We start from the raw sequence: 19,514 nt of genomic DNA on the forward strand, positions 1-19,514 counted from the left end.
TTCGACTTTACTTGGAAATCCAAGCAAAGTCGCAGGTCAGATGGGGTTTCACAGAAATGTGAGGCACTGGGTAACGTGTTGGTTGCAGGGCGCTCGCCGGGGCACCTGTCACGCCTGTTCCCGGCCGAGTGGCACCCACCCCGTGCCCCGTGGTCGAAACAGGTGAGCCGCACTGGCCTACCGGCAACCCCGGGGGCCGGAACGACGGAGGAGCACACGTGACCGTGGACAGCAGTGCCGCGCGCCAGCCGCGACGCAGCGCCGCAGACAAGGCCGGCAAGACCGGTACCGGAGCGAAGTCCGGCAGGTCCGGCACCGCGTCCGGAGCCACCGGTACCCAGCGCACCACCCGCACCACCCGTACCGCCGCGAAGAAGAGCGCCGAGCCCGAGCTCGTCCAGCTCCTGACGCCCGAGGGCAAGCGGGTCAAGAACGCCGAGTACGACGCCTACGTCGCCGGCATCACCCCCGAAGACCTGCGCGGCCTGTACCGCGACATGGTGCTCACCCGCCGCTTCGACGCCGAGGCCACCGCCCTCCAGCGCCAGGGCGAGCTGGGCCTGTGGGCCTCCCTGCTGGGCCAGGAGGCCGCCCAGATCGGCTCCGGGCGGGCCACCCGCGAGGACGACTACGTCTTCCCGACCTACCGCGAGCACGGCGTCGCCTGGTGCCGCGGGGTCGACCCGACCAACCTGCTCGGCATGTTCCGAGGTGTGAACAACGGCGGCTGGGACCCCAACAGCAACAACTTCCACCTGTACACGATCGTCATCGGCTCCCAGACGCTGCACGCCACCGGCTACGCGATGGGCATCGCCAAGGACGGCGCGGACAGCGCGGTCATCGCCTACTTCGGCGACGGCGCCTCCAGCCAGGGCGACGTGGCCGAATCGTTCACCTTCTCCGCGGTCTACAACGCCCCGGTCGTGTTCTTCTGCCAGAACAACCAGTGGGCGATCTCCGAACCGACCGAGAAGCAGACCCGGGTGCCGCTCTACCAGCGCGCCCAGGGCTACGGCTTCCCCGGCGTCCGCGTCGACGGCAACGACGTGCTGGCCTGCCTCGCGGTGACCAAGTGGGCGCTGGAGCGCGCCCGCAGGGGCGAGGGCCCCACCCTGGTGGAGGCGTTCACCTACCGGATGGGCGCCCACACCACCTCGGACGACCCCACCCGCTACCGGGCCGACGACGAGCGCGTGGCCTGGGAGGCCAAGGACCCGATCCTGCGCCTTCGCCGGTACCTGGAAGCCTCAAACCACGCGGACGAGGGATTCTTCGCGGAACTCGAGGCCGAGTCCGAGGCGTTGGGCAAACGAGTGCGCGAAGTGGTCCGTGCCATGCCCGACCCGGATCATTTCGCCATCTTCGAGAACGTGTACGCGGACGGGCACGCGCTCGTCGACGAGGAGCGCGCCCAGTTCGCCGCCTACCAGGCGTCGTTCGCGGACGCATCTGAAGGGGGTCACTGACATGGCCGAGAAGATGGCGATGGCCAAGGCCATCAACGAGTCGCTGCGCCGTGCCCTGGAGACCGACCCCAAGGTCCTGGTCATGGGCGAGGACGTCGGCAAGCTCGGCGGTGTGTTCCGGGTGACCGACGGCCTGCAGAAGGACTTCGGCGAGAGCCGGGTCATCGACACCCCGCTCGCGGAGTCCGGCATCGTGGGCACCGCGATCGGCCTGGCCCTGCGCGGCTACCGCCCGGTGGTGGAGATCCAGTTCGACGGCTTCGTCTTCCCCGCCTACGACCAGATCGTCACCCAGCTCGCGAAGATGCACGCGCGCTCGCTGGGCAAGGTCAAGATGCCGGTCGTCGTCCGCATCCCCTACGGCGGCGGCATCGGCGCGGTCGAGCACCACTCCGAGTCCCCCGAGGCGCTCTTCGCGCACGTGGCGGGCCTGAAGGTGGTCAGCCCCTCCAACGCCTCGGACGCGTACTGGATGATGCAGCAGGCCATCCAGAGCGACGACCCGGTGATCTACTTCGAGCCCAAGCGCCGCTACTGGGACAAGGCCGAGGTGGACGTCGACGCGATCCCCGCGCCGTTGCACAGGGCGCAGGTCGTCCGCGAGGGCACCGACCTGACCCTGGCGGCGTACGGCCCGATGGTGAAGCTGTGCCAGGAGGTCGCGAACGCGGCTGCCGAGGAGGGCAAGTCCCTGGAGGTCCTGGACCTGCGCTCGGTCTCCCCGCTGGACTTCGACGCGATCCAGACGTCCGTCGAGAAGACCCGCCGCCTGGTCGTCGTCCACGAGGCGCCGGTGTTCCTCGGTTCCGGCGCGGAGATCGCCGCCCGCATCACCGAGCGCTGCTTCTACCACCTGGAGGCCCCGGTGCTCCGGGTCGGCGGCTACCACGCCCCGTACCCGCCGGCCCGCCTGGAGGAGGAGTACCTGCCGGACCTGGACCGCGTGCTCGACGCCGTCGACCGCTCGCTGGCGTACTGAGGAGAGGTTCGTGACGACGATGACGGAAGCGTCCGTACGCGAGTTCAAGATGCCGGACGTCGGCGAGGGACTCACCGAGGCCGAGATCCTCAAGTGGTACGTCCAGCCGGGCGACACGGTCACCGACGGCCAGGTGGTGTGCGAGGTCGAGACCGCCAAGGCGGCCGTCGAACTGCCCATCCCCTACGACGGTGTGGTCCGCGAACTGCACTTCCCCGAGGGCACCACGGTCGACGTGGGCACGACCATCATCGCGGTGGACGTGGCGGGCGGCGCGCCGGCCGCGACGCAGGCGGAGCCCGTGGCGCCGGCCGAGGCCCCGGCCGAGGAGGCGAAGCCGGAGGGCCGCCAGCCGGTCCTGGTCGGCTACGGCGTGGCGACGTCCTCCACCAAGCGCCGCATCCGCAAGGGCTCCGAGGTCACGGTCCCGGCACCGGCCCAGGCGATCCAGGCGGAGCTGAACGGCCACGCCGCCCCGGCCGTGGACAGGCCCCGCCCGCTGGCCAAGCCGCCGGTGCGCAAGCTGGCCAAGGACCTCGGCGTCGACCTGGACACGGTCACCCCGTCCGGCCCCGACGGCGTCATCACGCGCGAGGACGTCCACGCGGCGGCCACGCCCGCGACGGCCGCACCGGCGACCGCCACTCCCGCTGCTACCGCCGCCCCCGTGACGCCGGCGCCGGCTCCCGTGGCGTCGTACGACACCGCGCGCGAGACCCGCATCCCCGTCAAGGGCGTCCGCAAGGCGACGGCCACGGCGATGGTCGGCTCGGCGTTCACGGCGCCGCACGTCACGGAGTTCGTGACGGTGGACGTGACGCGCACGATGAAGCTGGTCGAGGAGCTGAAGCAGGACCGCGAGTTCCAGGGCCTGCGGGTCAACCCCCTGCTGCTGATCGCCAAGGCCCTGCTGGTCGCCGTCAAGCGCAACCCGGACATCAACGCCTCCTGGGACGAGGCCGCCCAGGAGATCGTGCAGAAGCACTACGTCAACCTGGGCATCGCCGCGGCCACCCCGCGCGGCCTGATCGTGCCGAACATCAAGGACGCGCACGACAAAACGCTCCCGCAGCTGGCCGGGGCCCTCGGCGAGCTGGTGGCGACGGCCCGCGAGGGCAGGACGTCCCCGGCGGCGATGCAGGGCGGCACGATCACCATCACGAACGTCGGCGTCTTCGGCGTCGACACCGGCACGCCGATCCTCAACCCCGGTGAGTCGGCGATCCTCGCGATCGGCGCGATCAAGCTCCAGCCGTGGGTCCACAAGGGCAAGGTCAAGCCCCGCCAGGTCACCACGCTGGCGCTGAGCTTCGACCACCGCCTGGTCGACGGCGAACTGGGCTCCAAGTTCCTCGCGGACGTGGCCGCGATCCTGGAACAGCCGAAGAGGCTGATCAGCTGGGCGTGACGCCGCTGAGTGGTTAATCTTCGGAGTCGAGGGAGGACGGCCGCAACATCGACTTGCGGCCGCCTTCCCCGCTGCCAGGAGCTCACCGGTTCAGCACGTACACCGGCGCCCCGTCCTCGGTGCCGCCGCGAGAGCGGATGCAGGCGTGCCGCCGCAGCAGCCGTAGGCACTCATTGACACGCCGCACCGAGAGCCCCGTCCGGGCGGCGATGGATTCGAGGGGCTCGCGCAGTTCGCCCTTGTCCACGAGAACGGGGGCGATGACGACGGCCACGGCCCACACGTCCTCCGTCACGGACAGCCGCTGCCGCCAGTCCGCCAGGACGGATGCCGTCGTGGGCAGAGCCGTGGAAGCGTCCGGCGGCGGGACGGGACGGCCGAGGGCCAGGAGGTCGAGGCGGTCGGCGATGCGTTCCATCGCCCGGACCATGGCCTGTTGCACGGCCGGCGCGGCCTTCTGCGTGGCGAGCAACTCCCGCTGCACGACCACTGATTCGCGCTGTGCGATCGCAAGCTCCTCGTCCACCTGAAGGTTGTGCGCCTCCAGCCGGACGATGGCCTCCGCCACCTGCTCCGGCGGGCTGCACCTCGGCCTCCTCCAAGGTGTAGGACCCCTCCCGCTGAAGGGTCTCGTCGCCACTCCCTGCCTGCGGGAATGCTGAGACCGCGACTTCCAGTCACGGTCTGGAGATTTTCTCGATGCTCCTCCGGTACGTGATCGAGGAGTGCCTTCTTGGGCGTGGTGTATCCGAGTTCCGTGCACACATCCACCGCCGGAAACCAGTGACTCCCGTCCGGCATGGTCAGCCGCCTGACGCGGGCACCCGTCGCCACGTACACGAAGTCGCTGACGTCGATCGCCTCATGCCGGCGGGACGAGTCGGGCTGCCTGCTGGGTTCGATCATGTGAACCGCCTCCGCTGCGGAACGCAGAGCGGAGCAAATCGGGATTCCACCGCCCTGATCGAACGTATCCGCAAGGAGCTTTGAGCGTGCCGCACTTCGAGTTCGTCAAGTCCAGCCATAGCAGCGGCAACGGCGAGTGCGTCGAAGTCGCCCGCAACCTCCCCCACACCATCGCCCTCCGGGACTCCAAGAACCCCGCCGGAGCGATCGTCACCGTCGGCCCTCGTGCCTGGAGGGCGTTCGCCGCTCACCTCGCTCGGCCCAGGTGACCCCAACTGCCGTAGATTTGCGGCATGGTTACGGGGGAGAAGATCACCGCCCGGCACGCGATGCCCAAAGCCGAGGCCGGGGTCGCGCGGTCGTCCGTCCTGATGGCCGGCGGCACCGTCGTCTCCCGGGCGACCGGGCTGATCCGGCAGGTGCTGCAGGGCGCCGCCCTCGGCACCGGGCTGCTCGCCACCACGTACAACACGGCCAACACCGTGCCCACCAGCCTCTACACCCTGCTGATCGGCGGCGCGCTCAACGCCGTGCTGGTGCCGCAGCTGGTGCGGGCGCGGGCGACGCACGCCGACGGCGGGCGGGCGTACGAGCAGCGGCTGGTGACCCTGGTCGTCAGCGTGCTGGCCGTCGGGACCGTGCTCGCGGTGTGGGCGGCGCCGGAGATCGTGAGCCTGTACCTGCGGGACACGCCCAAGGAGCACGCGGCGTTCCGGCTCACCGTCGTCTTCGCGCGCTTCCTGCTGCCGCAGATCTTCTTCTACGGCCTCTTCGCCATCTACGGCCAGGTCCTGAACGCCCGCGAGAAGTTCGGCGCGATGATGTGGACGCCCGTCCTCAACAACGTCGTGCTCGTGACGATGTTCGGCATCTACCTCGGGATGATGACCGTCCCCCGCACCGTCGCCGACGTCACCGACGCGCAGGTGCGCTGGCTCGGAGTCGGTACGACCCTCGGGATCGCCGTACAGGCCCTCGCCCTCGTCCCCTTCGCCCGCGCCGCCGGTTTCCGCTTCCGGCCCCGGTTCGACTGGCGGGGCGCGGGGCTCGGTTCGGGGGTCCACGCGGCCAAGTGGACGCTGCTGTTCGTGCTGACCAACCTGGTGGGGCTCACCGTCGTCACCAACTACGCCAACGCCGCCGACACGCGGCTGCCGGACGCGGGCGTCGGCTACACCGCGTACAGCTACGCGCAGACCATCTGGATGCTGCCCCAGTCCATCGTCACCGTCTCGCTCGTCACCGCCCTGCTGCCGCGGATGAGCAGGGCGGCGGCCGAGGGGCGGATCGCCGATCTGCGCGGCGATCTGTCCCGGGCGCTGCGGGTCAGCGGCGTGGTGATCGTCCCGGCCGCCTTCCTGTTCACCGCGCTCGGCCCGGACATCGCCGCTCTCCTGTTCGCCCACGGTGCCGCCGACGCCGCCTCGGCCCGGCCGCTCGGCCATATGCTCCAGGCCTTCGGGCTCGGGCTGGTCCCGTTCTCCGCGCAGTACCTGCTGCTGCGCGGCTTCTACGCCTTCGAGGACACGCGTACGCCGTTCTTCATGGCCGTGTGGACCCAGGCGGTGAACATCGCGCTCGCCACCGCCTGCCATCTGCTGCTGTCCGCACGGTGGGCGGTCACCGGCATGGCCGGCGCCTACGCCGTCTCCTACCTCGTCGGCCTCGTCCTCACCGCCCGCCTGCTGGCCCGCCGCACCGGCGGCCGTCTCGACGACGGCACCCTGCGCGGCACGTACACCAAGCTGCTGTGCGCCGGTGCCGGGGGCGCGGCGGCGGGCTGGGCGGCGGCGCGGGGCTGCGCCGGCGTGCTCGGGGACGGCGCGGCGGGGGCGGCCCTGGCGACCGTGGCGGGCACGCTCGCCCTCGCGCTCGTCTTCCTTCTGCTGGCGCGGCTGCTGAAGGTCGGCGAACTGCGGCGGCTGCCGGGACTCCGCTGACCTCGGCCCCTCCAACAGGCCGTCCCAGCAGGTGTTTTGTGCGGATCCCCGACGTCGCCTCAGGGTGTGTTCAGGACGTTGCCTCAGGGGTTCCTCAGGGTGGAGTGGGGGGTGTCACGGATAGTGACGGAGCGGCCGCCGGCGGGACGCTGGTGCCATGAAGAAATCGACTGCCGCCCGCCCCGGTTCCTCTCCTTCCGCTCCCCCTTCTTCCCCTTCTCCTTCCTCTCCGGTCCGCCGTGTCGCCGCCGTCGCGGGCGCCGCCGTCCTCGCCGGTACGGCGGCGGTGTGCGCGCCGGCTGCCGCGTACGCCGCGCCCCGCGCCGCTCCCCCGTCCGCGTCCACGACCGACTTCAGCGACTGCCCATCCCTTCCCGACGGCGTCGACCCGGCCCGCTGGAGATGCGAAGTGCACACCGCGGCACCGCGGTTGACGATGGGAAAGGTCACGATGACGTTCGCCCCCATCACCTTGACGCACGCAGAGGGTCCGATGCCGGACGGTGCCAACGGGCAGGTGTGGGGCGCGATGCACAGCACGCCGACCGCCGTACCGGGCGGACTGACCGGCACCCCCGCGGGCGATCGCACGGCGCCCCTGAGGCTGGCGATACAGGCGGAGTACGGCGGCCGGTTCGACGCCTACACCGGCCGGTTCAGCCTCCGCTTCCGGCTCCTGAGCCCGCTGCTGCCGCACGGGTGCGCCGTCGGGGCGAGCGCCCCCGTCGACTTCCAGCTGAAGCGGTCCGGCCCTTCCACGTGGATCTCCCAGGACCCGCCCGTGATCGCCTTCTCGGCGTACGACGACACGTTCACCGCCCCGGCCGCCGAGGACTGCGGCCCGCTCACCGGCCCCCTCAACCACCGGCTCGGCCTGCCGGCGGCCAAGGGAAACCTGATGACCTACGACGCCGTGTACACCTTCAAGACCTACGACCAGCTCGCGGTGAAGGAGGGCCGACGTCTGCGCTGAGACCGCTTCATCCGATGCCCGCTCGGTCCCGTCGGCGCAGGGCGTTCAGCAGGGCCGCGCCGCGCTCGGCGTCGTCCACGCTGACCGCGAAGTCGCTGCGGCGGCCCCGGGGGCGTACGACCAGACAGTCGCCGGCGCGGAGCATGACCGTCGTGCCGTGGCCGCTGAGGCGGTAGCCCCAGCCGCCGACCTCGGACGGGCGGCGCTGCTCGGCGCGGGCGGACTCGATGGCGGCGGGGGACCAGCGGCGGGCGGGCCAGCCGAGGGGGCCGAACGCCACCTCCAGACCCGCTTCCGACACCTTCGCGCGGACCGAGGAGAACACGCCGCCGGCCAGGGCGATGACGCCGCAGACCGCGAACACGGGCCACAGGGCCTCAGGGCTCGCCAGGCCGACGCCGAGGGCCACCAGCGTGCCGGCGGCGACCAGGCATGCGGCGGCGGACAGCAACTGGAGCCAGGGTTTGGCCGCGTGGGAGAACCACGCCAGCCGTTCGCCCTCGGGCAGGTCCAGCTCGGGCGGTGCGATGGCGGGCGTGGCGGAGGCGACGTGGACGGCGATCCGCCAGGCGACGGCGAGGGCGGCCCCCGTCAGGGCCAGGATCAGCACGATGGCCCAGACCGGCTGGCGGGCCTCGTGCCAGTCCGTGCGGTCGAGGTTGGCCCGGACGACGGACGCCTGCGCGCCGACGAGGACGGTACCCGTGGGGGCCAGGACGAGCCCCCGCCAGGGGCGGGCGCCCGCCCGCGCACGGCGCCGGCTCAGGGACACCGCGAGGGCGATCAGCAGCCAGATCCCGGCCGGGAACACGGCGGCGGCCCACAGCGGCATCGACCCGTCGGGGGCGGCGCCGCCGCTCCAGTGGGTGGCCAGGCGGCCGGGGAGCCGGCCGTGGGCGGCCCAGGGCAGGCCCGCGAGCAGTGCGGCGACGGCCGCGACGCACGCCGCGGTGCCCCAGCGGGGGGCGTGCCCACCGCGCCAACCGCTGTGCGCGGCCGGACCGCTGCCGTTCTTCATGTCGTCCCCGTCCGTCATGAGATCCCCCGGATCATGTCGATGAGGTCGGTGCGGCTGTAGCCGAGCCGGGAGGCTTCGGCGACCAGTTCCCGCACCCTGAGCTGCAGTCCGGACCGCCGGTCGGCCCCCTCGGCCACGGTGATCCCGCGGCCCCGGCGGAACTCCAGCAGGCCCTCGTCCCGCAGTTCGCGCAGGCCGCGCAGGACGGTGTTGACGTTGATGTCCAGGGCCTCGGAGAGATCGCGGGCGGAGGGCAGCCGGTCACCGGCGCGGCACTCGCCCTCGGCGACGGCCCGCCGGATCGCCGCCGCGACCTGCTCGTGCAGGGGGCGGGTGTCGGTCTTGTCCAGACGCAGCAGCATAGTGCTAATGACACTAGCACCATTCACTTCATCTCATGTCACCGGGCATCGTCCAGGTGGTGTCCGTGTCCGTGTCCGTGTCCGTGTCCGTGCTCCGGCCCGCGTCCGGGAACGGCAACGGGCCCGCCGCTGGTCGCGACGGGCCCGTGGATGTCTGTCCGACCAGGCGTCAGCCGAGCTTGGTGAAGCCGTAGGAGAGGAGCTTCTTGGCGTCCGACTCGCGCTGCGCGATGGACGAGGAGGCGAGGACGGTGCCGATGACCGTCTTGCCGTTCCGGGTCGCGGCGAAGACCAGGCAGTACTTGGCCTCCGGGCCGGAGCCGGTCTTCACGCCGATGGTGCCGCTGTAGCTGGAGAGCAGCGTGTTGGTGTTGGTCCACGTCTGCATCGTGCGGGTGCTGCCGGTCTTGGTGATCGTCTTCGCGGTGTACGCCGTCGTCTTGACGATCGCCCGGAAGGTGGCGTTCTTCATCGCGCTGCTGGCGATCTTCGTCAGGTCGCGCGGCGTCGAGAAGTTGTTGCCGTTGCCGATGCCGTCGAACGAGTCGAAGCTCGTGTTCTTCAGCCCAAGGCTCTTGGCGGCGCTGTTCATCTTGCCGATGAAGTTCTTCACGCGCGCGTCGCGCGTGGTGCCGGAGCCGTAGGTGTCGGCGAGCGCGTAGGCGGCGTCGCAGCCGGACGGCAGCATCAGGCCGTACAGCAGCTGGCGGACGGTGACCTTGTCGCCGACGATCAGGTGGGCCTGGGAGGCGTTGTTCTTGACGACGTAGTCGCTGTACGCCTTCTGGATCGTCACCTTCTTGTCGAGGTTGAGGTTCGACTGGGCGAGCACGACCTTGGCGGTCATGATCTTGGTGGTGGATCCGGTGGACCGCTTGGTGTCCGCGGCCTTGGTGTAGAGCGACGCGCCGTTCGCGTTGTTCATCACGTAGCCGCCGGCGGCCACGATCGAGGGCGCCGTGACGGCCTGCGCGGGCACCGCGGTGAGGGCACCGGTCGCGAGCAGCGCGCCGGAGGTGACGGCGACGGCGGCGCCTCTGCGGATACGGGTCCTGCGGGTGCCGTGAATGCCGGTAATCAAAGTGAAGTACCCCGATTGTCTTGAATGCCCCTGAAGCGCGGCCGAGTTGAGGTGGCAAGAGTGGAGGGCCGCACACGTGTGACACGTAAGTAGCACACAAGGTTGTGCGGTTGCTGCCCGGGGATCTCGGTCTCGTCCGGATCGTGGACGCCGGCGCCGCATGCGTACGTGTTGTATCTATCCTGTGGGCATGAAAACGGCCGTCCAGCAGCCAGCGCCCCCGATCAAGCAGCCACCCGCCGCCGACCGCGTCTACACCCACGTCAAACAAGGTGTCCTCGACCGTCGTTACGAGGGCGGGACCCTGCTCACCGAGGGCGAGCTGGCCGAAGCCGTCGGGGTCTCGCGCACCCCGGTGCGCGAGGCGCTGCTGCGACTGGAGGTCGAGGGCCTGATCCGGCTCTACCCGAAGAAGGGCGCCCTCGTGCTGCCCGTCTCCGCGCAGGAGATCGCCGATGTCGTGGAGACCCGGCAGCTGGTCGAGGAGCATGCCGCGCGCAAGGCCGTACCCGCGCCGCCCGCACTGCTGGAGCGGCTCGCCGTGCTGCTGGAGCAGCAGAAGGCGCAGGCCGCCGCCGGGGATCTGGCCGGTGCGGCGGTGACCGACCGCACCTTCCACGCCGAGATCGTGCGCAGCGGCGGCAACGAGATCCTCTCCCGGCTCTACGACCAACTGCGCGACCGCCAGCTGCGGATGGGTGTGGCCGTCATGCACTCGCACCCGGACCGGATCGCCAAGACCCTGGCCGAGCACGAGGAGATCCTGGAAGCGCTGCGCGCCGGGGACGCGCAGGCGGCCGTCGGGGTCGTGCACCGGCACGTGTCCTGGTTCGAGCACCTCGCGCGGGGTGAGGTGCGGTGAGCGCCACGACGAGCAAGGCCACCCTCCCGGGTGACCCGCCGGGCGGCCGACGCGCCGCCGCCGTATGGTCCATAGGCGTCGCCGTCTACTTCGTCGCCGTCATCTTCCGTACGTCACTGGGCGTCGCGGGTCTGGACGCCGCCGACCGGTTCCACGTCAACGCCTCCGCGCTGTCCACGTTCTCCATACTTCAGCTGCTGGTCTACGCCGGCATGCAGATACCCGTCGGCCTGCTGGTCGACCGGCTCGGCACGAAGAAGGTGCTGAGCATCGGCGCGGTGCTGTTCACGGCCGGGCAGCTCGGCTTCGCCTTCTCGCCGTCGTACGGCACCGCGCTCGCCTCCCGGGCCCTGCTGGGCTGCGGCGACGCGATGACCTTCATCAGCGTGCTGCGCCTCGGCACCCGGTGGTTCCCCGCCCGGCGCGGTCCGCTGATCGCGCAGCTCGCGGGGCTCGTCGGCATGGCGGGCAACCTGGTCTCCACGCTGGTCCTCGCCCGCCTGCTGCACAGCATCGGCTGGACCCCGGCGTTCGCGGGCAGCGCGCTCGCCGGTGCCGTGGTGCTGGCACTGACGCTGCTGTTCCTGAAGGACCACCCCGAGGGGTACGAGCCGGAGCCGTCCCCGCACCGGGGCGCGGCCTATGTGCGGCGGCAGATCCTGGCCTCCTGGCGGGAGCCCGGGACGCGGCTGGGGCTGTGGGTGCACTTCACCACCCAGTTCCCGGCGATGGTGTTCCTGCTGCTGTGGGGCCTGCCGTTCCTGGTCGAGGCGCAGGGGCTGAGCCGGGCCACGGCCGGCGAGCTGCTGACGCTGGTCGTGCTGTCCAACATGGTGATCGGGCTCGTCTACGGCCAGATCGTCGCCCGGCACCACGCTGCCCGGCTGCCGCTGGCGCTCGGGACGGTCGGGGCGACGGCGCTGATGTGGGCGGCGACGATCGTCTACCCGGGGGAGCGGGCGCCGATGTGGCTGCTGGTGGTGCTGTGCACGGTGCTCGGGGCGTGCGGGCCGGCGTCGATGCTCGGCTTCGACTTCGCGCGGCCGGCCAATCCGCCCGAGCGGCAGGGGACGGCGTCCGGGATCACCAACATGGGCGGGTTCATCGCCTCGATGACGACGCTGCTCGCGATCGGGGTGCTGCTGGACGCCACCGGTGACGACTACGACATCGCGTTCTCGGCGGTGTTCGTGCTGCAGGCGCTGGGCGTCAGCCAGATCCTGCGGCTCCGGGGGCGGGCGGCCCGGCGTGAGCGCGAGCGGCTCGTCGCCAGCCGGGTGGAGACGGTCCACGTGCCCGCGGCGTAGCCCCCGCCCCCACCTGCTGTGACAACCTGCCGTGGCGCTCACCGGCGGCCGCCCGCCACGACATCGGCTACGGCGTCACCGTGAAGTTGCGCAGGATCGCCGCCGTCAGGTCCGGGTCGCCCTCGGTCTTCACCCGGTCCGTCACCGCCTCCGGGGTGACGCGGCCGCAGGCCAGGCGGACGTAGGTCTCCCAGTCGAGGGTGAGCGTGGCGGCGGGGCCGAGGGCCGGGGCCGTCTCCAGGGTGCCCCGGCCCTGGATGTCGACGCGGATCGTGCGCAGGAACTCCACCGGGCCGTGCACGTCGAAGACGATCGCCGAGCTGCGCGGCGCGTTCGCGCCCTTGGCGACGACCTTGGGGAGCGCGTCCAGAAGGACGTCGCGGACCACGTGCGCACCCGGCGAGTCGAGGTTGCCGGGCAGGCCGAGGGCCGTGCGCAGGTCCTGCTCGTGCACCCACACGTCGAACGCCCGGGTGCGGTAGGCCTGTTCCAGGGTCACGTCCTTGCCCAGCGGGCCGCGCACCGTGGTGCCGGGGTCGCGGGACTCGTTGCGGTGCTGGCGGTTGCGCCGGATGACCGTGTACTCCAGCTCGGCCGTCATCTCCGGCGCCGTGTGATGGCGGCGGCTGTCGACCTGCATCTCCATGTAGCGCTGGTGCTCGGTCCTGACGTGGAAGAGGTCGCTCGGCAGGGAGTGGATGGGGCGCGGGTCGCCGAGCATCTCGCAGTCCAGGCCGATGACGTGCGACACGACGTCGCGGACCGACCAGCCGGGGCAGGGGGTCCGCCGGTTCCACTCGCTCTCGACGAGCGGCTGCAGCATCCCGGATATCGCTTCGACGGAGTGTGTCCAGGCGTCGGCGTAGGGCTGGAGGGTGGGATGCAGACTCACGGAACGGGACCCCTCGGCGGTCGGTACACGGGCAGGTTGTGGCGGCGTTGCCAGCGGGCGGCGGCGGCACGGCGGTGGGTGTCTGGGTCTCCCCCAATTCTCGGCTGCGCTCGAATCGGGGGGACCCCCAAGTTACGCTGCAATCAGTCACCCCGGCAGTGCTTTCGTGTGACGATCGTAGGCCTGTGTGGACGTCTCGAATGCCAGGACGGTGGTAGTGTGCGCGCCTCGCTGATCCAGATCGCCGTGAACGAGGACGAATCGGTCGACTCCCGGCGGCAACGGGTGGCCGGGCTGGTCCGGGAACAGGCCGGTGCCGATCTCGTGGTCCTCCCCGAGCTGTGGACCACCGGCGCCTTCGCCTACGAGGAGTTCGGCCGCGAGGCCGAGCCGCTCGAAGGGCCGACGTACGAAGCGATGGCCAAGGCCGCGAGCGACGCGGGCGTGTGGCTGCACGCCGGGTCGATCCCGGAGCGCGCCGCATCCGACAGCGGCTCCGCCTCGGGCGACGGGCCGCTCTACAACACCTCTCTCGTCTTCTCCCCCTCCGGTGAACTGGCCGCCGCCTACCGCAAGATCCACCGCTTCGGCTTCGACAAGGGCGAGGCCGTGCTGATGGGCGCGGGGCAGGAGCTGGTGACGGTCCGGCTGCCCGGGACCACGCTGGGCGTGGCCACCTGCTACGACCTCCGTTTCCCCGAACTCTTCCGCGGGCTGGTCGACGCCGGCGCCGAGATCCTCGTCCTCCCGGCGGGGTGGCCCGAGCGGCGGCGCGCACACTGGACGCTGCTGGCTCAGGCGCGGGCGGTGGAGAACCAGGCATTCGTGCTCGCCTGTGGAACGGCCGGGACGCACGCCGGAGTTCCCCAGGCCGGTCACTCGATCGTGGTGGATCCGTGGGGCGAGGTGCTCGCCGAGGCGGGCCCGGGCGAGGAGGTCCTCACGGTCGACCTCGACCCGGCGAAGGTGGCCGCCACCCGCGAGCAGTTCCCCGCCCTGAAGGACCGGGTCCTCGGCCTGCGCCCGCCGCACGACAGGGCCTAGCCCCACCAGCGGCCTAGTCCTCCTCGCGCTCCTTCTCCGCGAGGTGGATCACGCACACCGCCACGGCGATCAGCAGGGCCGGGTCCGCGTCCTCGCGGACGACGTCGACGCCGTAGGTCTCCCGCAGGTGCAGCCGGCGGCGGGAGATCACCGCGAGGAGTTCGCCGTCGTACTCGACCGCGAACTCGCGGTCCAGGATCTTCCCGCTGACGTCCAGCTCGCTCCCGTCGGCCAGGGCGACCCGGTAGTGGTTGCGCAGCAGGGACAGGCGTTTGCGGCGGATCCTGGCCAGGCCCTCGCCGTCCCGCTCGATCACCATCGTGTCGCGCAGCGCGAACATCTTCTGGTGGATGTCGATCAGGACGCGTCCGTGGGCGTCCTTCAGCTCGAAGGTGTCCCGCAGCCGCATCGCCTTGCCGTCGACGAGGAACACCTTCCGGCCGTGTTCGTCCTCGATCCAATAGTCTTCACCGATGCCGAGGAGCCGGTCGCGTACGAGGAATCTCATGCGGGTACCGTTCCCCGCCGTTCCTTGATCATCACCGTACCGCCGGCCCGAAGCGCCTGCGGTACGCCGATGGGCTGAGCCCCGTCTCCCGGCGCAGCCGTGCCCGCAGATTGGCCGCCGTACCGAGGCCGCTGCGGGCCGCGACGGCGTCCAGGCGTTCCTCGCCCCGCTCTATCAGCCGGCAGGCCAGGGCCACGCGCTCGCCGGTGAGCCAGGCCAGCGGGGTCGTGCCGAGCTGCGCGCGGAAGCGGCGGTGCAGCGTGGCGGGACTGACGGCCGCGCGGGCGGCGAGGTCCGCCACGGTCAGCGGCTCGGCCAGCCGTTCCTGCGCCCAGGCCAGCAGCGGGCCGAGCGACTCGTCGGGCACGTCGGGCACCGGGCGCTCCACGAACTGCCGCTGGCCGCCGTCCCGGTGGGCGGCGAAGACGAGGCGCCGGGAGACGGCGTTCGCGAGTTCGGCGCCGTGGTCGCGGCGCCAGACGTGCAGCCCGAGGTCGAGCGCGGCCGCGCTGCCGGCGGCCGTGAGCAGGTCGCCCTCGTCCACGAACAGCACGTCCGGCTCCAGCAGCACCCTGGGATGCAGCTCCCGGAACTTCTCCGCCCACATCCAGTGCGTGGTGGCGCGCCGGCCGTCGAGCAGTCCCGCCTCGGCGAGGGCGAAGCTGCCGGTGCAGAAGCTGATGATCCGTGCTCCACGCGCGTGCGTGCGGCTGATGGCGTCGAGGACGTCGGCGCCGCGCGGTACGACGTTGTCGGGGCGGCCCGGTACGACGAGGGTGTCGGCCTCGTCCACCGCCTCCAGGCCGGACACGCCGGTCAGGGTGAAGAAGCCGTGGTTCATCCGGGCCGCGGAGCCGGGCGCGCACAGCGTCACCTCGTACAGGGGCCCCGGGAAGCCCAGTTCGGGCCTCGGCAGGCCGAACAGCTCGGTGGCGACGCCGACCTCGAAGGGGTTGGTGCCCTCGTCGACGATCACGACGACCCGGTGTTGAGAGGATCTTTGCGGCATATGCGATTCCTGGCACTCGTACGAGCAGCCCGGCCACCCGCACGATGACGGCATGGAACCCATCGAACCCATCTCGCTGGACAAGGCCTTCGCCTCCTTCGACGCGTGCTGGAGCCCCCGTATCGTCGCCGCCGTCAACGACTACGACGTCCGTATCGCCAAGTTCGAGGGCGAGCACGTCTGGCACGTGCACGAGGACACCGACGAGTTCTTCCTGGTCCTCGACGGCGAGGTGCACCTGGGGCTGCGCGAACCGGCCGGCGAGCGCACGGTCGTCCTGACCAGGGGGTCGGTGTTCACCGTCCCGCGCGGCACCTTTCACAAGCCGTCCGCGCCCCGGCGCGCCGAGGTCCTCCTCTTCGAGCCCACCGGCACCCTCTCGGTCGGCGACCGGCACGAGGAGGTGCCGGACCACGTGGACGCGACCACGGGACACGCCCTGTCCTGACCCGGTGCCGGAGCCGGGTGGCACTCCTGGATCCGTGACGGGCCGGGGGCGCCGCGGTGGCGCCCCCGAGTCGCCGGCTAGCCCTCCAGGAACGCCGTCAGCGCGTTCGCCAGGAGGAACGGGTCGTCGGCGCCGCAGAGTTCGCGGGCGCTGTGCATCGACAGGATCGCCGCGCCGATGTCGACCGTGCGGATGCCGTGGCGGGCCGCGGTGATCGGGCCGATCGTGGTGCCGCAGGGCATGGAGTTGTTGGAGACGAAGGTCTGGAAGGGGACGTTCGCCTTCTCGCAGGCCGCGGCGAAGACCGCCCGGCCCGAACCGTCCGTGGCGTAGCGGTTGTTGACGTTGACCTTGAGGATGGGGCCGCCGTTGACCCGGGGGTGGTGGGTGGGGTCGTGGCGCTCGGCGTAGTTGGGGTGGACGGCGTGGCCCGTGTCGGAGGACAGGCAGACCGTGCCGGCGAAGGCGCGGGCGCGGTCCTCGTAGGAGCCGCCGCGGGCGAACACCGAGCGTTCCAGGACCGAGCCGAGCAGCGGGCCGTCCGCGCCGGTGTCCGACTGGGAGCCGTTCTCCTCGTGGTCGAAGGCGGCGAGGACCGGGATGCGGGTGAGGGCGGCGCCGGAGGTCGCGGCCGAGGCGAGGGCGGCGGCGGCCGCGTGCACCGACAGCAGGTTGTCCATGCGCGGGCCGGCGAGCAGTTCCCGGTCGCGGCCGAGGTAGGCCGGCGCCTCCACCGGGTGCACCATCAGGTCCCAGCCGGCCACCGAGCCGGCCGCGAGCCCGGCCTCCTGCTCCAGGAAGGAGACGAGGTCGCCCTCGCGCACGTCGTTGCCGAGGCCCCACACCGGCTGGAGGTGGCGCTGCTTGTCGAGCTTGAGGCCCTCCGTGGACACCGAGCGGTCCAGGTGGATCGCCAGCTGGGGGACGCGCAGCAGCGGACGGTCCACGTTCACCAGGACCGAGGAGCCGTCGCGCAGGGTCAGCCGGCCGGCCAGGCCCAGGTCGCGGTCCAGCCAGGAGTTCATCAGCGGGCCGCCGTAGATCTCGACGGCGACCTGGCGCCAGCCGTGCGCACCGCTGTCCGGCTGCGGCTTGACGCGCAGGTTCGGGGAGTCGGTGTGCGCGCCGACGATGTGGAACGGGGTGTGCGGCTCCGCGCCCTCGGGGACGTACCAGGCGACGATCGCGCCGCCGCGCAGCACGTACCTGCCGCCGCTCCCCGCGGCGGAGGCCGCCGATGTCCGCGCGTCCCAGGCGTCCGTCTCCGAGACCTGGCGGAAGCCGGCCTTCTCCAGCCGCGCCGCGGTGGTCGCCACGGCGTGGTACGGCGACGGTCCGGCCGCCAGGAAGGACATCAGGTCGTCGGTGTGGCCGCGGTCGAAGCGGGCAGCGGGTGCGCTCATGGGTTCACCTTAACGACGGGCGCGGGCCCGCTCCCCCCGGAAGGGAAGCGGGCCCGCGCGACGGACCTACGGGATCAGAACGCGGCCTCGTCCAGCTCCATCAGGTCCAGCTCGACGCCCGTGGCGACCTTGCGGGCGAGGGTGACGCCGGGCAGGACGTTCGCGGCGAAGAACTTCGCCGCGGCGATCTTGCCGGTGTAGAAGGCCTGGTCCTTCGCCGAGGCGGTGGCCAGCTTCTCGGCGGCGATGGCGGCGCCCTTGAGGAGCAGGTAGCCGATGACGACGTCGCCGGAGGCCAGCAGCAGGCGGGTGGTGTTCAGGCCCACCTTGTAGATGTTCTTGGTGTCCTGCTCGGTGGCCGCGAGGTCGGTCAGCATCAGGCCGACGATGGCCTCCAGCTCGACGGCCGCCTTGGCCAGGTGCTCACGGGCGCCGGACAGCTCCTCGCCGCCGGTGCCGAGCGCCAGGAACTTCTTGATGTCCTCGGCGAGGGAGTTCAGCGCGGCGCCCTGGTTGCGGACGATCTTCCGGAAGAAGAAGTCCTGGCCCTGGATCGCCGTGGTGCCCTCGTAGAGGGTGTCGATCTTGGAGTCCCGGATGTACTGCTCGATCGGGTACTCCTGGAGGAAGCCGGAGCCGCCGAAGGTCTGGAGCGACTGGGCGAGCTGCTCGTAGGCCTTCTCGGAGCCGTAGCCCTTGACGATCGGCAGGAGCAGGTCGTTCAGCGCGTGCTCGGCGGCGGCGTCCTCGCCGTTCGCCTCCTTGACCTGGATCGCGTCCTGGACGGAGGCGGTGTACAGCACGAGGGCGCGCATGCCCTCGGCGTATGCCTTCTGCGTCATCAGCGAGCGGCGCACGTCGGGGTGGTGGGTGATGGTGACCTTGGGCGCGGCCTTGTCCATGAACTGCGCGAGGTCGGGGCCCTGGACGCGCTCCTTGGCGTACTCCAGCGCGTTCAGGTAGCCGGTGGAGAGCGTGGAGATCGCCTTCGTGCCGACCATCATGCGGGCGAACTCGATGATGCGGAACATCTGGCGGATGCCCTCGTGCTTGTCACCGATGAGCCAGCCCTTGGAGGGGTGCCGGTCGCCGAAGGTCATCTCGCAGGTGTTGGAGGCCTTCAGGCCCATCTTGTGCTCGACGTTGGTGGCGTAGACGCCGTTGCGCTCGCCCAGCTCGCCGGTCTCGAAGTCGAACTCGTACTTCGGCACGAGGAAGAGGGACAGGCCCTTGGTGCCGGGGCCGGCGCCCTCGGGGCGGGCGAGGACGTAATGGAGGATGTTCTCCGACATGTCGTGCTCACCGGAGGTGATGAAGCGCTTCACGCCCTCGATGTGCCAGGAGCCGTCCTCCTGCTGGACGGCCTTGGTGCGGCCGGCGCCCACGTCGGAGCCCGCGTCGGGCTCGGTGAGCACCATCGTGGAGCCCCACTGCTTCTCCACGGCGATCTTGGCGATGTGCTTCTGGACCTCGTTGCCCTCCTCGAAGAGGATGCCGGCGAACGCCGGGCCCGAGGAGTACATCCACACGGCCGGGTTGGCGCCCAGGATCAGCTCGGCGTAGGCCCAGATCAGGGAGCGCGGCGAGGTGGTGCCGCCGATCTCCTCGGGCAGGCCGAGGCGCCAGTACTCGGAGTCCATGAAGGCCTGGTAGCTCTTCTTGAAGGACGCGGGGACCGGCGCGGTGTTGGTCTCCGGGTCGAAGACCGGCGGGTTGCGGTCGGCGTCGGCGAAGGACTCGGCCAGCTCGTTCTCGGAGAGGCGGGTCAGCTCCTCCAGGACGCTCTTGGCGGTCTCGACGTCCATCTCCTCGAACGGGCCGGTGCCGTACACCTTGTCGCGCCCCAGTACTTCGAAGAGGTTGAACTCGATGTCGCGGAGATTCGACTTGTAGTGCCCCATGGCG

The 19,514-nt window shown here is 71.2% G+C and carries 18 protein-coding genes and 1 pseudogene; 10 read left to right on the forward strand and 9 right to left on the reverse strand.

All coding sequences use genetic code 11. The annotated features are described in order from the left end of the window. Positions 1 to 218: 218 nt before the first annotated feature. Genes pdhA through ACFC8N_RS11195 form a run of 3 tightly spaced genes read left to right on the forward strand, consistent with a single transcriptional unit; the run spans position 219 to position 3,856 of the window. Positions 219 to 1,469: a pyruvate dehydrogenase (acetyl-transferring) E1 component subunit alpha gene (gene pdhA / locus ACFC8N_RS11185; RefSeq protein WP_356026007.1), complete on the forward strand. Its 1,251-nt coding sequence runs from the start codon at positions 219 to 221 to the stop codon at positions 1,467 to 1,469. A 1-nt stretch (position 1,470) separates the two neighbouring features. Beyond that, positions 1,471 to 2,448: an alpha-ketoacid dehydrogenase subunit beta gene (locus tag ACFC8N_RS11190; RefSeq protein ID WP_356026009.1), complete on the forward strand. Its 978-nt coding sequence runs from the start codon at positions 1,471 to 1,473 to the stop codon at positions 2,446 to 2,448. A gap of 10 nt (positions 2,449 to 2,458) precedes the next feature. After that, the gene (locus ACFC8N_RS11195) at positions 2,459 to 3,856 is read left to right on the forward strand and encodes a dihydrolipoamide acetyltransferase family protein (RefSeq protein WP_376287948.1); all 1,398 of its coding nucleotides are present in this window, start codon (positions 2,459 to 2,461) and stop codon (positions 3,854 to 3,856) included. A gap of 82 nt (positions 3,857 to 3,938) precedes the next feature. Here the strand turns inward: ACFC8N_RS11195 and ACFC8N_RS11200 are convergent. Beyond that, a pseudogene (locus ACFC8N_RS11200) lies at positions 3,939 to 4,762 on the reverse strand (Bro-N domain-containing protein). A gap of 86 nt (positions 4,763 to 4,848) precedes the next feature. Between ACFC8N_RS11200 and ACFC8N_RS11205 the strand changes: the two are divergent. The 3 genes from ACFC8N_RS11205 to ACFC8N_RS11215 all read left to right on the forward strand — a co-directional run bounded on the left by ACFC8N_RS11205 (position 4,849) and on the right by ACFC8N_RS11215 (position 7,675). Next, positions 4,849 to 5,031, forward strand: coding sequence for a DUF397 domain-containing protein (locus tag ACFC8N_RS11205; protein ID WP_376287949.1), 183 nt, complete (start codon positions 4,849 to 4,851; stop codon positions 5,029 to 5,031). Between the two features lie 102 nt (positions 5,032 to 5,133). Beyond that, the gene (murJ, locus tag ACFC8N_RS11210; RefSeq protein WP_376288039.1) at positions 5,134 to 6,702 is read left to right on the forward strand and encodes a murein biosynthesis integral membrane protein MurJ; all 1,569 of its coding nucleotides are present in this window, start codon (positions 5,134 to 5,136) and stop codon (positions 6,700 to 6,702) included. Between the two features lie 157 nt (positions 6,703 to 6,859). Continuing rightward, positions 6,860 to 7,675, forward strand: coding sequence for a hypothetical protein (locus ACFC8N_RS11215; protein ID WP_376287950.1), 816 nt, complete (start codon positions 6,860 to 6,862; stop codon positions 7,673 to 7,675). A 7-nt stretch (positions 7,676 to 7,682) separates the two neighbouring features. Here the strand turns inward: ACFC8N_RS11215 and ACFC8N_RS11220 are convergent, their stop codons facing one another. The 3 genes from ACFC8N_RS11220 to ACFC8N_RS11230 form a co-directional block, all read right to left on the reverse strand. Further along, entirely contained in the window at positions 7,683 to 8,711 is a 1,029-nt protein-coding gene (locus ACFC8N_RS11220; protein ID WP_376287951.1) for a DUF1648 domain-containing protein, read from the reverse strand. Then, a complete protein-coding gene (locus ACFC8N_RS11225) occupies positions 8,708 to 9,055 on the reverse strand; it encodes a GntR family transcriptional regulator (RefSeq protein ID WP_356026019.1) in 348 nt (115 codons plus the stop codon). The genes ACFC8N_RS11220 and ACFC8N_RS11225 overlap by 4 nt, the downstream gene beginning before the upstream one ends. A gap of 169 nt (positions 9,056 to 9,224) precedes the next feature. Next, positions 9,225 to 10,136: a D-alanyl-D-alanine carboxypeptidase gene (locus tag ACFC8N_RS11230; RefSeq protein ID WP_356026021.1), complete on the reverse strand. Its 912-nt coding sequence runs from the start codon at positions 10,134 to 10,136 to the stop codon at positions 9,225 to 9,227. 190 nt (positions 10,137 to 10,326) lie between these two features. On the opposite strand from ACFC8N_RS11230, the gene ACFC8N_RS11235 reads away from it, so the two are divergent. Further along, positions 10,327 to 10,998: a GntR family transcriptional regulator gene (locus ACFC8N_RS11235; RefSeq protein WP_356026023.1), complete on the forward strand. Its 672-nt coding sequence runs from the start codon at positions 10,327 to 10,329 to the stop codon at positions 10,996 to 10,998. Next, entirely contained in the window at positions 10,995 to 12,305 is a 1,311-nt protein-coding gene (locus ACFC8N_RS11240; RefSeq protein ID WP_376287952.1) for a nitrate/nitrite transporter, read from the forward strand. Before ACFC8N_RS11235 ends, ACFC8N_RS11240 begins: the two co-directional genes overlap by 4 nt. 67 nt (positions 12,306 to 12,372) lie before the next feature. Here ACFC8N_RS11240 and ACFC8N_RS11245 read toward each other — a convergent pair whose 3' ends face one another. Next, positions 12,373 to 13,197, reverse strand: a complete 825-nt coding sequence (locus ACFC8N_RS11245; protein WP_356026028.1) for a maleylpyruvate isomerase family mycothiol-dependent enzyme — start codon at positions 13,195 to 13,197, stop codon at positions 12,373 to 12,375. A gap of 219 nt (positions 13,198 to 13,416) precedes the next feature. On the opposite strand from ACFC8N_RS11245, the gene ACFC8N_RS11250 reads away from it, so the two are divergent. Continuing rightward, a complete protein-coding gene (locus tag ACFC8N_RS11250; protein ID WP_362820702.1) occupies positions 13,417 to 14,241 on the forward strand; it encodes a carbon-nitrogen family hydrolase in 825 nt (274 codons plus the stop codon). 13 nt (positions 14,242 to 14,254) lie between these two features. Here ACFC8N_RS11250 and ACFC8N_RS11255 read toward each other — a convergent pair whose 3' ends face one another. Further along, positions 14,255 to 14,749, reverse strand: coding sequence for an LURP-one-related family protein (locus ACFC8N_RS11255; protein ID WP_356026033.1), 495 nt, complete (start codon positions 14,747 to 14,749; stop codon positions 14,255 to 14,257). Between the two features lie 31 nt (positions 14,750 to 14,780). Then, the gene (locus ACFC8N_RS11260; protein WP_362822596.1) at positions 14,781 to 15,758 is read right to left on the reverse strand and encodes a helix-turn-helix domain-containing protein; all 978 of its coding nucleotides are present in this window, start codon (positions 15,756 to 15,758) and stop codon (positions 14,781 to 14,783) included. A 52-nt stretch (positions 15,759 to 15,810) separates the two neighbouring features. Between ACFC8N_RS11260 and ACFC8N_RS11265 the strand changes: the two genes are divergently transcribed. Further along, positions 15,811 to 16,206, forward strand: a complete 396-nt coding sequence (locus ACFC8N_RS11265; RefSeq protein WP_376287953.1) for a cupin domain-containing protein — start codon at positions 15,811 to 15,813, stop codon at positions 16,204 to 16,206. A gap of 77 nt (positions 16,207 to 16,283) precedes the next feature. Here ACFC8N_RS11265 and ACFC8N_RS11270 read toward each other — a convergent pair whose 3' ends face one another. Continuing rightward, entirely contained in the window at positions 16,284 to 17,609 is a 1,326-nt protein-coding gene (locus tag ACFC8N_RS11270) for a M18 family aminopeptidase (protein WP_362822594.1), read from the reverse strand. A gap of 74 nt (positions 17,610 to 17,683) precedes the next feature. Then, on the reverse strand, positions 17,684 to 19,510 hold the full coding sequence (locus tag ACFC8N_RS11275) for an acyl-CoA dehydrogenase (RefSeq protein ID WP_376288040.1): 1,827 nt from the start codon (positions 19,508 to 19,510) through the stop codon (positions 17,684 to 17,686). Between the last annotated feature and the right edge of the window lie 4 nt (positions 19,511 to 19,514).

This window comes from Streptomyces sp. NPDC055966 (assembly GCF_042269865.1).
Taxonomy (GTDB): Bacteria; Actinomycetota; Actinomycetes; order Streptomycetales; family Streptomycetaceae; genus Streptomyces.

Excerpts from the sequence above, each read along its gene's own strand:
- ACFC8N_RS11190 (WP_356026009.1), top strand. The coding sequence starts at position 1,471 with ATGGCCGAGAAGATGGCGATGGCCAAGGCCATCAACGAGTCGCTGCGC.
- murJ (WP_376288039.1), top strand. The coding sequence starts at position 5,134 with ATGGCCGGCGGCACCGTCGTCTCCCGGGCGACCGGGCTGATCCGGCAG.
- ACFC8N_RS11215 (WP_376287950.1), top strand. The coding sequence starts at position 6,860 with ATGAAGAAATCGACTGCCGCCCGCCCCGGTTCCTCTCCTTCCGCTCCC.
- ACFC8N_RS11220 (WP_376287951.1), bottom strand. The coding sequence starts at position 8,711 with ATGACGGACGGGGACGACATGAAGAACGGCAGCGGTCCGGCCGCGCAC.
- ACFC8N_RS11225 (WP_356026019.1), bottom strand. The coding sequence starts at position 9,055 with ATGCTGCTGCGTCTGGACAAGACCGACACCCGCCCCCTGCACGAGCAG.
- ACFC8N_RS11235 (WP_356026023.1), top strand. The coding sequence starts at position 10,327 with ATGAAAACGGCCGTCCAGCAGCCAGCGCCCCCGATCAAGCAGCCACCC.
- ACFC8N_RS11255 (WP_356026033.1), bottom strand. The coding sequence starts at position 14,749 with ATGAGATTCCTCGTACGCGACCGGCTCCTCGGCATCGGTGAAGACTAT.
- ACFC8N_RS11260 (WP_362822596.1), bottom strand. The coding sequence starts at position 15,758 with ATGCCGCAAAGATCCTCTCAACACCGGGTCGTCGTGATCGTCGACGAG.
- ACFC8N_RS11265 (WP_376287953.1), top strand. The coding sequence starts at position 15,811 with ATGGAACCCATCGAACCCATCTCGCTGGACAAGGCCTTCGCCTCCTTC.
- ACFC8N_RS11270 (WP_362822594.1), bottom strand. The coding sequence starts at position 17,609 with ATGAGCGCACCCGCTGCCCGCTTCGACCGCGGCCACACCGACGACCTG.
- ACFC8N_RS11275 (WP_376288040.1), bottom strand. The coding sequence starts at position 19,510 with ATGGGGCACTACAAGTCGAATCTCCGCGACATCGAGTTCAACCTCTTC.